Raw genomic sequence first — 15,398 nt, 5'->3', positions numbered from 1 at the left:
AAGTCGAAGGCTATTTGTTCAACCGACCGAATCTGGCCAGGGTGAGGGGAAAGAGGATGTAAATCATGGTGAGAGAACACAACATCGGTAACGCGGTGGGCATCTGCCACATCCGCAGGTACCCCACTGCCGAGTAACACGAGTTCGCTACGGTGGGTCCGGTCCATCCTTGAACGAACTGGCATGGCGCGTACGACGGCCACGAGGGTGTGGATCCGAAGATCGCTTCCGGCGCCGTCGCCCCTTGCCAACCGTCCGTCATTTCCGCCACCACCGTCGGAGCGGCCATCGCCGCGAGATCACCTCGAAAGAAGACTTGTACGACGGGGATAGACAGCATCGCGGAGAAAAGAACGATCACGAGATAGGTTGTAGCGCGGTATATCCGACTATTCGGCACCCCCGAACTGATGCCTCGCAATCCAGATCCGATCCAGCGGTGCAATCTCTGCACGTAGAAGAGTGAGGCAACCGCGACGACGTACCCGAGCGGACGCCACAGGATCGACCCGAACGCTATCGCCGAAAGGACCGGCATCATCGTCACCACCAACAACGACGCAGCGTAAGGATCGGTCAGGTGACCTCGTACATCGACGATGCGGCGGCTAGCAAGATCGATCACCCTGGGCCGTCCACGACAACGCCGTACGACGTCGCCAACTCCGCGAGGCCGCCGTCGTATCCTTGCCAAACTGATCGCGCTCGCCAACGACCTGCCCGCATGTAGAACTCGCCCACGATCATCGCCTGTTCAGTGGTGCCGTGCGTACAGATCGAATCGGCGATCGGAACTTCATTGTCGGTCAGGACCATTCGCAGAGGATTCAGCTGACTGAACGACCCGGGCCCCGTGATGACGACCCCCAAGGCAACGCGGTGATACCGCGCGGCCAACCCACCGAAATCGATGTCGACGCGCTGCGCCTCAGGTGTCAGCACGGACAGCGCAACCGCGCCTGCGCCTCCCACCGCGGAGTTGTAGAAGACAAAATCCTCGTCGGTGCTGACTGTGCGGTTCTCATCGAGCAGGAAGGCCACAAGATCAACCTCCAACTGATTCGACATCGGCTGCGTCCACGACACAGAGCATCCCAATCGCACAGTGTCGGGGGAAAGATCTGCCGCTTCACCCATCAGCAAGGTTCGAATTTCCGGCTGAGCCACAACAGGATTCGGGGTGGGGGCCTGCGCTGGTTCCGGCAATCGGATCAACGGATCTGGGACGTGTAGGGCAGGCTCAGGGGCAGGACCCGCAGTCAAGCGATCACGCCACTCTACAGCCGCGTCGCGGCCGCAACCGCCCGCGACAGTACCGACGGCAAGGTTGAACAGTTCGCCCTGCTCGACCAGCTCCCAGGGTGAGTGCTCTCGGATAACCTCTGCGGCCGTGCTCATCGATTCGTGCATGTCCGGCCTAGACGCCACTGTCATCGCCAAGGGCCACAACCGATGCAGCGTTCCGGTCGCAAATTTCTTGTCTATCGACTCCTGCAGTTCGAATGCCGCGAGCGCTGTCGCAGAGTCAACGAGTACCGCCTCAGCCAGGAGCGACCAGTGCGTGACAGCGACCGACGTCCCTCGCTCGCTCTGATGCGGGTCGACCGACATCTCCCCCAGACTGCAGTTGTCGTCCTCTCCGATCACCACACCACCGGATCCAGCCCACAAGTACAGATTTGCCATGGACACCGTGATCAGGTGTGCGCCCTCGCGAACCTGTTCGCGGCCTTCCGCGTGCTGGTACCGGATTACTTCCGAGCCGCTGGGTGCGCACAGCATCGACACTGCGCCGAACCATAGCCGCCCCACGCGCTCGTCAGCTACTCCGAGGACAACAACAGGACCGCCATCGATCGCCGCACCTACCCCATCGAGGAGCAGACTGAGCAATCCTGTTCGCCAGGTGCCTGATTCGAGCAGGAAATCGAGGATCTCCGCCCGCGCTTCCATACCCGCCCCCGGAACCGAGTGAGTCATGACGTCACTGCCAGTGCCACACGCTACGGGTTGCGAGCACCCAACGAACCGGATCGAGACATCTGAAGGGCGTGATCCCACTGGCGTGCAGGCGATCCCCTACCGGGGATTCACCCAACGCCGATACCGCGAAGTATCGGTTGGGCAGTGGGCGTCCGGTATGCGGCTGGTCCACCGACATCACCATCGGAGTTGCGTCCAGCTTCTTGAGGAGACTACGGACTTCTTGGTTGAGAAGCTGACCATCACCGTCGTGATAGGGCGCCGATCGCAAGCTGAAATCCCGGGAGAACGCGGCGCCGGGGTTCGACATGATCCGACTCCAATCGCTTCCTTCGACGCTCTGAAGTGACTGCAGTGCATCAAATTTGGACAAGATTATGGCGAGGTTGGGTGTTCCCAACCCGATGATGCCGAGGACCGTGCGCAGCACTGTTCGGGGATCTCCGCCGACCCGTTCCTGCGTCGGCACCAAATCGTGTAGTTGGTTGGTGACCGATTCGACTTTCAACGGATCGAACATGAAGAGCACGCCGTCCGCGTGCGCAAAGAACTGCAACCAGGGAGCCCGCGCGTTTTCCGGGTTCTCCAAGTCCTCACCCGCGACGTCACGGATCACGAGAATCTGCGAGACGTTGTTCCAATGACCAAGGCTGAAGATCAGGGGTTCGCGTTGATAGGGATTACCGGTGTGCGCAGCGGGCGTCGCCTCGAGAATTCCTCGGGCCTCGTACAGCGGGGTCTCGTAATGGTCGCGGTATGTCGCCTCAGTGGTGCTGTCGAAGGGTTCGACAACGGCACCCCAACTCTCACCCAGCAATTGCAACTGCTTGATCAACACCGCGATGTACACGGTCTTACCCGTGGCCCGCGCTCCCGCCATAGCGATGCAGGTGACCTGTGCGTTGCGCCAACCGTCCACAAGGACGTAATGGCAGGTCGGGCACACTTCGCGAACAGGTCCACCCAGCTCGAGTTCTGCGTGTTGCGGCGGCGGTGCCCAGCCAGCGTGTGCATCCACCGGTCGGCGCAACTCGATGATCTTGCGCGAGAGCACCTGACCACCGTGATACGCGCTTGCAACAGGATCGGCCTCGGTTGTCGTACCCGACGCTTGTGTCCAGGCAAAATGATCAGAGGTCAGGCTGACGAAACAGCGCGGGCACTTACTCACGAGAAACCACCGGTGGTCGAGTCGGACACAACAGGAGACAGTAACTGCGAAACGATCCGAGACAGTTCACTCGAGTCGGCCTCGAGATTCGCCACCGAGCGCGGAGAGATGACAGCGCAGTACGTACCCGCCGGAATTGATGCCGGTGCCACATCCGACAGCACTACCAACTGGCGAATAGTCGACGAATTCGATACCCCCGCAACAAAATCAGCCGGTACCGCGTCAGTGATCGTGTAATTGATGTGCCTCGACGTGGCGGCCGCGGGCATGGACGGCACAGACTGAAAGCCCACACCCATCGAGGCTGAGTCCAGAACGCCCTGAACCACACGCTTCAGATCCCGCAGCGCGCACTCAGGTACCGGAGTCGATCGGGCGCCGAGCACCGACACAGTCGGTGCAGCGTCGCCGAGCACCGTGGACACCCCCGCCAACAGATCCACGACTGTTGCAACGCTCGAGTCATCGAATCGATGCACCATCGACATGGAACTGTCGATATCGATGCCGACCGAGTAGCAATCTGCGTCGCGAAGCCGATCGGTGCGCAGAATTCCGCGGGCACTCGACCGAGCAACTGATGCCAGCTCGCCGAGCGCGACGTCAACTTCTGTTCTGCGCGCAGCGATCTCGAGCGACTGGGCACCAGGGGTGATCGTCGCCAAATCGGCACGGTGCAGTCCCGACACGTCCATCGGGCGAAGCTCCGCTCGATCCGGGTCGAGATCGTTCTGACTGTCGACCCCGATCGTGACTCGCAGGACCGTTCCCTGAGGAAACGCGATCTGCCCATTGGCAGGCCTTGCCGACACAGTGGTCACGTCCGCGATCCGAGGAAGAATCATCAGACCCGGACGTGGATGCACAGCGCCCGTCGACTCACCGTGCTGCGCAGTCGCGGACAGCTCGACGCCCACTCCACCGGCGTCGGCGCTGACGGCCAACGGTCGGCGCGGAAGATCTACTCTCCCAGCTCCATCGAGCACATAAGCGGGCATCAGCGCTTCCTCTTTCCCAAATTGAACAACTTTTGATATTCCTTCGATGCACGTGTTGCCACCGCGAGATGATCGAACCAACTCCAGGCGTGCGGCCGATACTGATCGATCACGGCCTGTGAATCCACGATGCGCCGACGCCGCACTTCGTCGCGGAACATGTCGGCGATCGGAGACGGACCCTCTCGGTCGAAGCCCCGGAGATCCGACAGCGATTCCCGTGCCAGTGATTCGAGAAGACCGTTCCCGTTGTCGGCACCGAGACCTACGCGGGTCAGCACATCAGCTTTGAGCCGCTTACTTCGCGGCGCGCCGCTCGTCATGAGCATGACTGTCGCCAGGAGCCATTCACGATCGATGATCCGCGAGGTGATCAGTTCAGTGATATTGACACCGACATAGTCGCTCGATCCGAGGACCGACCGTCTCAAAGCATCCGCCTGAGCGGCACCTACAAACGGAACAAATGGCGCAGCGTATCTGTCCCGAGCCCATCGGGAAGCGAAGAGCAACAACATCATTCGATCGACCATGTCGCCGGTCAGCGCAGCGATCTCCGCAGCGCTCATTCGGCAAAAGTCGACGAGAGCGGGTCGCATCCGAGTTACCTCGAACTGCAACTCTGCACCGAACTCTGCCCACCGGCCGCTAGAGCGCAACCGTGCCCACGCCACGGCACAGTCATCCTTGCGCTGATTGGGAGGCGTCACAATCACGCTGCCGTCGCGGCGCGTATCGGCTTGGGTCGTCAGCAAATGAGCCGCAGACCGAGCAAGATCGACCGAACCTTGATCACCAGTGTGTGACAGAACTATTCGTTGAAGAAATCTCGGCGGGATGATGCCGGGAAAGCGCCAAGCCAATTCTTCGAGATCTTCTTCCGGTATGTGCGTCGAGGTGAGAAGCTTGCTGGCATCACCGACCACAAATCCGCCGTTGTGCGCCTCCCACAGAACCCGCCACAACGCCTGCGGCACAAACTGTCCCCACCCGTTCAGCTCATGCTCATCAGAATTGTCGAGCATCCGAATCACCAGATCAGAAGCCAGTGCCACACTGGACTCTGCCACTACCTCTGCGTTCTCCCGGATACTCCCGTCGGTGGGAAGGTCGTCGACTGGCAGCATCCATTCAATGACCGCCTTGGGCACACGACTACCCAGCGGGCGACTGACTAAGTACGCCGCACCCGTGCCATCGGTAAGGCAGCTCCGGAGCAGCGCCCTCAGCGGAGCCTCGACCGACAAAACATCGCGCACGAACCGCGGTGCCACGGAATCGTCCAAGAGAAGCGGCACTACCGCCAGGTCGACAAGTTTCTGGACGACGTTGACGATCGCGTCATCCACGCGGCCGGAGTGCATGATCAGATCTGCAAACCGAAGTATTTCGACCTCGACGAGGAATGGTGTATCCGAATCGGCCGGTGAATCCTTGCCCTCGAGGCGGTCGAAGAAATCTTCCGCTGTCTTCTGAACATTCGCCAAAAGCCGCCGTGAGGGGTGCGATTCGAAGTTGCCGAACAACTTGAGTTGGGTGCCGGATCCCATCGACCAGCCCGGATTGTTACGGACGAAGTGCAGGAACGCAGTCCACCGCGCGTCGATCTCGGCAGGAGTGGAGATCGGCATCGCAAGAATATTGTGCAGATTCGGTTCTCCCGACTCCGTCGCTCCAGGTACATGCCCGGGTGCGCGAGCAACGGATACTGCTAGCGCCGCCGCCGGTTCCGGCAGCTGAATCCGTCGCAGCGGCTTGGGGGCACCGTCGAGCACTCTTCGCGCTTCGACGTGTGCATCACTGAAACTGTTGTTCTCGGACACGAGCGCAGCAAGAGGCCAAGCGATTTCGGCGCCGCGAACGGGATCGGTTTTCGCAATCTCGTCGAGCTGCCCCAACGCACCGAGTGCGGTCTCAGCATCGAGGAGAACCGTCTGAGCCAGAACCGACCATTCCGATACCTGAACCTCGGCGTTGCGCTCGGTTCGATGCGATTCGTGATTCGATCCGTCGGCGGCGCCCAGTTCGCCGAGGGACGGAGTTTCGACTTCGCTGAGTACAACCGTGTTCTCCGGCAGTTCCAAGTCGGCCAGATCCTCGATCGGCACACACACCACATGCGCATTCAGGGCGTCGATATCCTCCGCGCTGGGTCTGCGTTCGTAGGTAGAGAAGTAGAAGTGGGATGCCGCCGACGATGACATCAGCGCACTCACCGCGCCGATCCACTGTGCGCCGCGGTCAGGACCTTCAACCCCGAGAATCACCGTGCCGCCGTGGTGCATTGCGTGATTGACCGCATCGAGCAGAACACACAACACACCGATCCTCCAGACCTCGGGATCGAGGACGAAGTTCACGATCTGCGACAGCGCCACCGATTTGCCCTCGGGGAAATCCGCAGTAGCGCCCAATGTCGAACCGGCAACCACATCGGCCCCGTACGGCGTCAGCCACCCGGTCGAGTGCCACAGGGAAATCGGTCGACGCAGTGGCGGAAGATCCGGCGTTCGATCTACGAGTGCGTGGACGAACACATTGCCGGGGCGACCCGAAGCATCGGAACCGGCCGGTGCGGAATGCCAATACGCAACGGCACCTGCCGGCAAAGGTCCGTAGTGCAACCGGCGCGGCCGTGAATCGATCTGTTCTTGCGTTGGAAACTGTGGGGGCGCAACAACTGGCTCGAGTCGAGTGTTGACGCCCGCGCGCACGGCCTCCTGCTCGTTTTCGTCCAGATCGCCTGCGAGATCTTTCACCTGCCAGCCGCCGAGCACCTGCCCGCGGCCGACGCTTGGCCGGTCGAACGACGTGTACGTCAACTGGCCATACCGAGGTGCGGCAATGTCCGCGCGTGCGATGACTACCGTCGGAAAATCGCTCCCGGAGAAGAAGTCACTACTCATCCCGCCTGCCCGGCGGACGGATCTCTGTTGTCGACCCAGAGCTTCTCGACAGACGGATCGATCAGGGCGAAGGTGCTTCGATGGCTCGGACGGAGGTCGGCGAACAGGCGGATGTATCCACAGAGCCCCCGTACATCAGCACTCCACGTCGCTGCTCGATCTGCTCGACTGAGTTGGTGAGGCTGAAACTGCTTCGAACGCCCGTTGGCTTCGGATCCAGCCGACCATACATCCACCGCAATTCCGTCCGTCGAGCTCAGAGGCAGACGATGTGCGTTGTACACCAACACAAACGGCGGGGAACCGTTCGTATCACGTTCCGGCGCAAGAGTTATGTCGACGGTGGAACCAGCATCACGCAGCGCCACGTCGTACTGAACGCGCAACAATCCCGGATAATCCACGACACTCGGAGCACCGAGCACCTTGGCTCCTGCGGTGTACGACACGGGGACCACATGCACCGAGCAACCGATAGCCGGCAACTGCGCCGGGAAATGCAGCCCACCGTCCCGCTCGTACTTGCTCCTCGAAATCTCGTGCCCCGCAGGCTGAGCCAATGCACTCGCCGAATCCATGTCGCGGGTGCTGACATATACCTCGATGGCAGCTGCGCCGTCGGGCCAGGCGAACGTGAGAAGTTGTTCTGCGCATCGCTCTACAACACGCAGATGCCGAACCGCACCCAACGGACGGGTAGCCGATACCGTCTTCCCGACCTGAACCGTATTGTCGAGCGTCGTCACCGGCGTGAAGTAGGCGCGTGTCCACCCTCGTGGCCACGACACCCCGGCCATCAGGCAGTTCCCGGTCTGAGCGCCCTTGATCGGATGAATCAGGCGGGCATCATTCGGCAGTCCGCCGGACGCTTCCAACGCGCCTTCTGCCAGAACCGACTCCTCGATACCGGGTTTCGGTCCGCTTTCTGTCCGGTAGATGACAACCTTACCGACCGGTGGACTAGTCCACCGCAGGTCGAATCGTGGCTCATCGGCGTCACCGTAGGTATCAACCGACAGATCGTGCACAGGAGACAATACGACTGAGACTTGCACTACTTCTTCGACGGGTGGCGAGAGTTCGGTTCCATTGCCTACTGGCACCTCGCAGATCGCGCGATAGAGATAGCGCTGACCACGCTCCGCGCTCGAATCCACGAAACCGCCGAGATTGTCATCGTCGGGATGGATTCGAACCTGACCACCGGCACCTGGACCACCCGCAATCGCCAACCGCATCACGCGGACGACCTTGACTCCTGGCCAGGTGTCCCAACGGCCGATGACGGTGCCCTCGTCCTCCGAGATAGCCAAATCGACTACAGGACTAATGATCTGAGCGGTACCGAGGAGAATTGGCTGTTCAGAAGCCGCATCGTCGATTGTTCGCCCGACGTGGCACCACACCTGAACGAATCGCACCGCCGAACTCGGCCCACGGAGATCAGTCAACGACGTATCCGTCGTGACGCCGAGTAGCTCACCCACCTCCGGCTTGTATGCCGGATGTTCCTCGCTTGAGACGACGCGATAGAGGACAACAGCGCCGGAGCCGGCAGCGTGTGCTTCCCACTCGATGCGGTGTCCACCCTGCGACTTCTTCGCCGTCAGCTTGGTGTCGCTGTTTCCGTCCGTCGAATAGTCGAACTCGCAGAAATCGTCGGTGCTCAGATCTACCAAATTTGCCGCAACCGGTGACTGTGAGACCGCAACGTCCTCGACAATCGCCGCGTCGGCCGGAGTTGTTCTCGGCGCGGCCGGATCCGAAGCCTTCTCACCCAGTCCGGCAATGACATTCGCAATGTGCCCGGCCATCGGCCTGGCTGTGCGCGGCAGCATCGATTCGATTTCTGCGCTCGTTCTACGATTTGATCGCGCAATCTGCGTGAGATGCGCATCCTTGATCACGCCGATCTGCAGTTGGTCGGCGGCAATCGCGCCCGATCGCCATTGCTGAAGTGCCTCGAGTACCTGTGCGCTCATCGCTCAACGTCTCTTTCAGAAGTTCATGCCGTCGATGGACGGCGCACGGAATGGATCGGAAACGGGTGCCACCGAGGACTGTTTTCCGAAACCACCGAGGGCGCCGGCGTCCGGCGATACCGGAATTTCGAACGAATGCTCGTCCACGATCGCCGACGTTTCACCGCCGAACTGAAGTTCCTCGCGGGCAAGGCCTTCGCTGAACTGGGTGGTCACCGACAGCAACCCCAGTCCGAGGCGGACCTGATCCGCTCGGCCTCCACACACAGCCGCACGTCCACTGGTCACTGCGAGATCGGTCAACAGAGTCCTGTCGAAGTGCCCGCTCTGCGCAATCTCACCCGCAGCACCGACGCCTGCCATGAATCCGTCGAGAGTCAGCACACGCGACTGTCCCAGATCCCGAACCTCGACCGAAGACACCAATTCCGTGAGCAACGAAACCTTGGATCCTCCTAGCTCCGCGAGAGCCCTCTCCCAGACAACGTCGGCGCCGTCGAGAGCGATTTCTCCGTCAGCCAGCTTGTCCGACCACACGTCGAGCGCCGAGCCAGATCCCCACCCTTGCTTGGTGTAGAGCAACTCTGGACTCTGCCGCACGTCCAGTCCCAAAGCCCCTAGATGATCGCCTGCGGCACGCGTCAATTCGTCCCAAGGTGACGACATCCAGCCCACCGTGAACAATTCGCTGCGCAGCCGTTCCGCAACCTCGAGAATCCGGCCCGGCTCCGGACGTGCCGATCCGATGGCAGCCGAACGCGGAAGCCCCCATTCGACCTGGCGAGTGGAACCCGAGCGCTGAGGTGCCTTTCCGAGCGGCTCCGCCAAGAACGTCCCCAACGCCGCACTCCACGAGACATGCTGACGGTACGCCGCAGACAACCTATCCAGATCGCGCAGTGCCGTCCTCAGATTCGCCTGATCGGCTTCCAATTCACCGGCGGCTCTTCGCTGCCGGTTGATCAGCTGGAACAACTCTTGCTGACTTCGGGTGAACAGGATGAACAAACTCACGAACCACACCGCGATCGCCACAACGACGATCACGGCGCAATGCCACCACACCATAATGTCGCGGTATGTCAGGTAGCCAGCAGCTCCGATGATCAGCACTGCCAGGAGAGTGATGATCTGAGCCCACCGCGCCAGCCCCCGCTGACGGTTCCGAATACCCTCCGACTGATCTTCGAACCCCGAATGAGCACGTAACTTCCCAAGCAGCGCACTCACTTCGGAGCGTGTCGAATGCATTCCTTCGGCGAGAAGCTGGCCGAACGCAAATCCGTAGGAACGACGAATGGTCTGCCCCCAGGCGTCCACCGCGCCCACAGTGCGACGCGCTTCCAGTCCTAGGACCTGGTCTTGTTCGAGTTCACGCAACTGAGCCCGAAAATCGGAAATCGCAAGAACATCATGTGCATCGAGCCCGGACACGCCCGTACTGGCGGCAATGATTCCCGGGACGTCCGTGAACCGCTGAGCCTTGCCTGGAACGATGTCACCGGCGATCCGAATCACCGCTCGATTTGCACCGACCTGAACCGGAGGTAGACCCTGTGAACGCTCCCCTGCATCTGCCAAAGTGAGTGCGCCGGCTGAGTAATCGCTCCACAGTCGGGACAGATCGGTGGACGCGGCGTGATGGCGGCTCTCGGTTCCCGAATCCAATGCCGTCATCATCTGATGCGACGCGGCCGTGAATTCTGACCACTTCACCGAACGCCCGTCCGGTCCGACTCCGTTGACGACGATTGTGTACGCCGAAGAATCAGTGCCGAAAACCGCGGCGTTGAGAGTCGACGCCACAGCGCCCGAGACACCCCTCGATACCCGGTTGTAGAACGCCATCGGGGCATTGCGGAGAGCGGAACCGATGAAGCTGAAGAACATCACCAGCGCCCGCCATAGGCCAATCGCTTGCGAACCCCCAACCGCCGGCATCGGCACTCGCGACCCGATCAGCATTCCACGGTGCTTGCCCCACAGGTTCTGGGCCATGGTTCCGGTAGCAAGTGGAACGTCTTCGACGTAGACCACACTTCCGCCGGCATCGAGCGGCAAGGGAAGCGGTCCACCGATATCGAGAACCTGCTCACGCAGATCATGCTCCGCCCCGGATGTTTCGAGCCGACGATAGAAGGAACGCACTAGTCGAATCGCGTCACCGGGAACTACGTGCAGATCGTCAAAAGGTGTGTGCGCAGCATGCGACCACAGTCCGACAACACCGGCCACGACCGGCGCCGCGTTTCGCCCGATCACGACAGCATCGGTGGTGGCAGCGAGCGAAACATGGCCCATACCCGGACCGTTGGAATCTTCCGGTGCAATCAAGAGATTGTGCCAGCCCGCCAATGCCGGAACTGCCGACGCCGGTGCCGTAGACCCACCCCGAGTCAGGATCGTCCGGAGCCGGACGAGCTGTGCGCTACCCGAATTTGCGACGAGCATATCCGCGATCGCTCGTTCGGATTCGACGCGAACTGACTGAGCCCCCTCGATAAACGGGACCAGAACACAGAGCCGCACGCGAGTGACCCGGGTCGAAGCCAACACGTTCTGCAGTGCGACAGTGGATACTTCGCCGCCATCGACGGCGGTAGCGCTCACAGCCGACAGGCCCGAGGCCACGTCACGCTCGTCGATCCACAGGAATGGGTCGAGTAGCCCAGCCGAGGAAAGGTCGGTCAGGACGTCCCGCACACCGTCTGCCGGTCCGGGAGCCGCGAGGAAAACCGTCAACACACTCATGTCAGAACTGTCCTAGGTCGGGAATCACGATGTCGTTGTCTCCGAATCCAGCTGAAGGCATTGTGGGGAAGCTACTTTGCACGGGGCGCAGAGCGGTTTCCTCGCATTCCTTGACCATCACCGACAGCTCGGCAGTGGCCCAGAACACGTCAGGTGCAAGGTCACGGAATATCGGCGTCTTGGATGCCTGCCCTCGCGAGGTAATCTGCGAGAAGGTTCCGCCACCTGACGCTCCATCCTGACCTGGAGCCAGGTAGTGATGGCCCACAAACGTATTCAAACGTTCCAGCCACTCTACGGTCTTGGCGCTGCGCTCCTCGATGGTGGACACACCGTCCGAATCCGGAATGGCTGACGGCCATCCGGTTTGCGTGTCACCGGTGCGCAACCACTCGGTCAACGCCGACTTCGCCGAGATCTCATTGATTCCACGTGCCGGATCTTCCAGTGTCGCATCGTAAATCGAGCGGAGCGCTCGGTACGGATGCATCGAGGACATGACCGGCTGTTGATGAGACTGAGCCATCGCCAGCAGAACCGATTCGAGCACTGCAGGCAACCAGTCGTTGTTGGCACCGAAGCGACCAGGCGGAGTAAGCAACGGATTCGGGAAATCAAGCCACGCGCTCTCTGCCGCCGACCAGACTCGCACCGGTTCCAGGAACGGCGGGGCTGGAATCCGAATCCGTCCGAGTACCAGTCCGAGGAACCACCCGGCCGTCATGGCGCGACGCTCGTTCTCGTGCATAGGTAGCGACGCAGCGAGTGGGCGCGACCGTCGCATCGACCAGAATGCCTCCTGCTGTGACGGAGTGGAATCCGCCCATTGCTTCGCAGCGGGTTTGAGCACGGAATCGTAGGCGAGCGGCGAATAGTTCGGATACGAACCGAAGATGTCCAGGCGTTTGAGTCCGCCCTCGTCGGTGAGCAGTCGCCCGAAACCGTCACCGGTCTCACGATCGATCTTGGGATTGTGGCTGATCGACTGTGCCAGAAGTTCCGATACCGGAAGATTCAGGAAAGGCACCGCCGAGAACTTGTATCGGTATGCGATCTGCTGACCCGGATGCAATGCCTCCATCGCCTGCTGATTGACACTCGCGAGTGGGCGAGCTAGCGACAACGCCTCGCCGAACTTCGAGAGCAGCAGCGAAGTACGCTGTTGCAGTTCGTATTCTGGAGCTCCCGACGCCACGATGTAATCCCTCAACGTCACCTTGCAGAACCGGTCGAAAGACTCACCGGTTCGTGAGACGTACGCCCTGGCACGGTCAAGCAATTCACCCGCGCGCAGATGAACGTCGTAACGAGCAGCCGACGGGATCAGTGCCTCGTTGGTCGAGGGGTTGACCGGAAATGCCTTCGACCGCCACGTCGCCGTTCGTTCGATCAGTGGCACGACCTGTCCCGGCGCGCGTGATCCGTCGGTTGTGGGCCAGAGACCTGTGACAACTCGTTGTGATGCGATCTGCACGGCCGAATCGAATGGCGGAGGCACGGACGAATCCTCCGCTACTGCCATCGGCAGATCACTGCGATACTGCGCGAGGAACTCCGCTGACGGTGTCAGCATCACCTCGTTGTTGGCCTCCGCGAAACGCTGCGGAACGCGTTCTGCCCCATCCGACGGCCAGGCTGCATACTGGTCTGTCTCCAACCGCGCCAAACCGACGTCGATTGCGGGCGTCTTGCTGGCAATCCGAAGAACGGTCTGAGATTCGTTGAGCGCAGCCAACAACGGCGTCAAGATTTCCGGCACCAAGGCAGCGACGATGTCGCGCACCTTGCCCGAAAGGGTCGAGTAGATCTGCCGATTGATGTTGTTCTGGTACTCGGCCACAACCGAGTCGATGACGGCACCGCTCATCGGAATCGTTCCGTTGAGGCTGGCCAACGTTCCGGTGACGCCAGGTGTCGGCGCCGTAATATCTGCAGGCGCCAACTTCGCCAGGTCCTCTGCCGCCGGACGGATGACATCCCGCAGATATGCCGATAAGCGATTGACAATTGCTGTGGCATAAGGCAACCCGAGGCTGGCTACAGCTTCGGCCACCATCGACTCGATGTTGTATACGATGCGATCCTGCCAACCGAAAGCGTGCAGGAGAGCTGCGCTGTCCGACGCGCCACGCAGGGCGGGGCCACGACCGCGGATCGCTTGTTGGACATCAGGAACCCACTGTTTCGCGTTCATTCCGTCGCCGGACGGGATATACGGACGGAGCTGTGTCTCGACGATCTGACGCGACATACGCCCGATCTCGTCCCATGGCAGAACCGTTCCGGTGATCCACCCGCCGACATTAGCCGGTAAAGCTCCACCCGCGGCATTGCGATCAGCCAGGCCGACCCGCGCCAGAATCGACGGCCACTGGCTGTCGAGAATGGCATTGACCTGTTCTTCATCCGAAGCCGGATTTCCGCGCTGCAGGTGACCGCCAAGCAGACGGTCGACGCTACTACGAGCCAATCGCTGGGCAGCGTACTCCGCATAGCGGTCACGACCCATACTCAGGCTCGAGAATCCGAAAGTGCCCCAGGGCAGGCTGTCCCAGGCGCCTGCGCCCCAACCGATGTGTTCGCGTAGACCCGCCAGACCGCCACCGTTGGTGAGGTCGTACTGAACGAATTGGCGAGTTGCAGCGCCACTCATCATCAAGCCCGACAGCCCACGCCCCAGCCCGCGATAGATCGCGTTCTGCGACCCGTCACCGAACGGCGCACCCTCGGTACCCACACGGCGTCCAACCGGGAATACGCGTGCGAACGGCACTTCTGCCCCTTCGCCATTCTGCTGTCCCAGCGCCTTCAGGATGGTGACGTCGTGTTCACGCGCCGAACCCATCTGACTTGCGACGATCTCACCCAGCATCGCCAGTGCGTTGGCGCTGACACCAGTGGTAGCGCTCTTACCCAATCCATCGAAAATATCGGGCGCAACCATGAACACGCCCATCATCTTCGGATCCAAACGCGGTATGAGAGTGAGTAATCGGCAGATGTCCAACGCCATCGACGCACCGGCGCCCCCGGCCATCGAAGACACCACCAGAACTATCGGCGCTTCCCCCGGATCGAAGGAACCACCGCCGGGAATGTCGAGTGACCGCATCTCGGTCTCGGTCGCGACGGTGAACAATTCGTCCCAAGCCCGTTGCAGCACTTCACTGATACCGGCCGTCTTACTCAGTGTGATCATCCGTCCGAGTGCACGGAACTGACCGGCCCCCGAACCAATCGGCACAGGTACGTTCCGCGGATCTCGCGGCGCCCAGGTGGCGATCGAGCTCAACTGCTGTCGAGCTGCGAGTTGATTGGAGAGCGCGTTGTCGAGTACTGCGTACGAATCACCCTGCGGCCCACTGCCGAAGTACGTACCACCCTGATCACGAACGTTGTTCAGTCCGTCCGGCCCGGTCTCGGGCGCGGTCGGAACATCGAGACTCACAAATTGCCAGCCGGACGGGATCTTCTCGACGCCGGCTGCCGCGAGGTCCGATCGCAGCTGGTCCATCATGTAGGACAACGTGACAGCGCCCGAGCCGCCGCAACCAACTACCAGAAAACGCCTCATGCCGGTCCTCTCCAAATAACGATGCCTACG

The 15,398-nt window shown here is 61.1% G+C and carries 8 protein-coding genes; all 8 read right to left on the bottom strand.

The window, feature by feature from the left end; all coding sequences use genetic code 11:
• Positions 1–10: 10 nt before the first annotated feature.
• From C7T36_RS16280 to C7T36_RS16245, 8 genes are read right to left on the bottom strand one after another with little or no spacing between them, the layout of a single operon-like run.
• Positions 11–625, bottom strand: coding sequence for a hypothetical protein (locus tag C7T36_RS16280; protein ID WP_033235993.1), 615 nt, complete (start codon positions 623–625; stop codon positions 11–13).
• Entirely contained in the window at positions 622–1,980 is a 1,359-nt protein-coding gene (locus C7T36_RS16275) for a TerD family protein (RefSeq protein WP_080711817.1), read from the bottom strand. Before C7T36_RS16275 ends, C7T36_RS16280 begins: the two co-directional genes overlap by 4 nt.
• Before the next feature lie 4 nt (positions 1,981–1,984).
• A complete protein-coding gene (locus C7T36_RS16270; RefSeq protein ID WP_033235991.1) occupies positions 1,985–3,154 on the bottom strand; it encodes a hypothetical protein in 1,170 nt (389 codons plus the stop codon).
• Entirely contained in the window at positions 3,151–4,155 is a 1,005-nt protein-coding gene (locus C7T36_RS16265; RefSeq protein ID WP_045071489.1) for a hypothetical protein, read from the bottom strand. The genes C7T36_RS16270 and C7T36_RS16265 overlap by 4 nt, the downstream gene beginning before the upstream one ends.
• Positions 4,155–7,061 carry a hypothetical protein gene (locus tag C7T36_RS16260; RefSeq protein WP_051730664.1) on the bottom strand — a complete coding sequence of 969 codons (2,907 nt, stop codon included), beginning with the start codon at positions 7,059–7,061 and terminating at the stop codon, positions 4,155–4,157. The genes C7T36_RS16265 and C7T36_RS16260 overlap by 1 nt, the downstream gene beginning before the upstream one ends.
• A complete protein-coding gene (locus tag C7T36_RS16255) occupies positions 7,058–9,043 on the bottom strand; it encodes a hypothetical protein (RefSeq protein ID WP_033235989.1) in 1,986 nt (661 codons plus the stop codon). Before C7T36_RS16255 ends, C7T36_RS16260 begins: the two co-directional genes overlap by 4 nt.
• A 15-nt stretch (positions 9,044–9,058) precedes the next feature.
• A complete protein-coding gene (locus C7T36_RS16250) occupies positions 9,059–11,794 on the bottom strand; it encodes a hypothetical protein (protein WP_033235988.1) in 2,736 nt (911 codons plus the stop codon).
• Position 11,795: 1 nt separating this feature from the next.
• Positions 11,796–15,368: a tubulin-like doman-containing protein gene (locus tag C7T36_RS16245; protein WP_033235987.1), complete on the bottom strand. Its 3,573-nt coding sequence runs from the start codon at positions 15,366–15,368 to the stop codon at positions 11,796–11,798.
• Positions 15,369–15,398: the final 30 nt, after the last annotated feature.

The organism is Rhodococcus sp. AD45-ID, from assembly GCF_003023755.1.
In the GTDB taxonomy this organism is placed as follows: Bacteria; Actinomycetota; Actinomycetes; order Mycobacteriales; family Mycobacteriaceae; genus Rhodococcus_F; species Rhodococcus_F globerula.
This window is presented reverse-complemented; position numbering and strand designations above follow the sequence as displayed.

Excerpts from the sequence above, each read along its gene's own strand:
- C7T36_RS16275 (WP_080711817.1), bottom strand. The coding sequence starts at position 1,980 with ATGACTCACTCGGTTCCGGGGGCGGGTATGGAAGCGCGGGCGGAGATC.
- C7T36_RS16265 (WP_045071489.1), bottom strand. The coding sequence starts at position 4,155 with ATGCCCGCTTATGTGCTCGATGGAGCTGGGAGAGTAGATCTTCCGCGC.
- C7T36_RS16260 (WP_051730664.1), bottom strand. The coding sequence starts at position 7,061 with ATGAGTAGTGACTTCTTCTCCGGGAGCGATTTTCCGACGGTAGTCATC.
- C7T36_RS16255 (WP_033235989.1), bottom strand. The coding sequence starts at position 9,043 with ATGAGCGCACAGGTACTCGAGGCACTTCAGCAATGGCGATCGGGCGCG.
- C7T36_RS16250 (WP_033235988.1), bottom strand. The coding sequence starts at position 11,794 with ATGAGTGTGTTGACGGTTTTCCTCGCGGCTCCCGGACCGGCAGACGGT.
- C7T36_RS16245 (WP_033235987.1), bottom strand. The coding sequence starts at position 15,368 with ATGAGGCGTTTTCTGGTAGTTGGTTGCGGCGGCTCGGGCGCTGTCACG.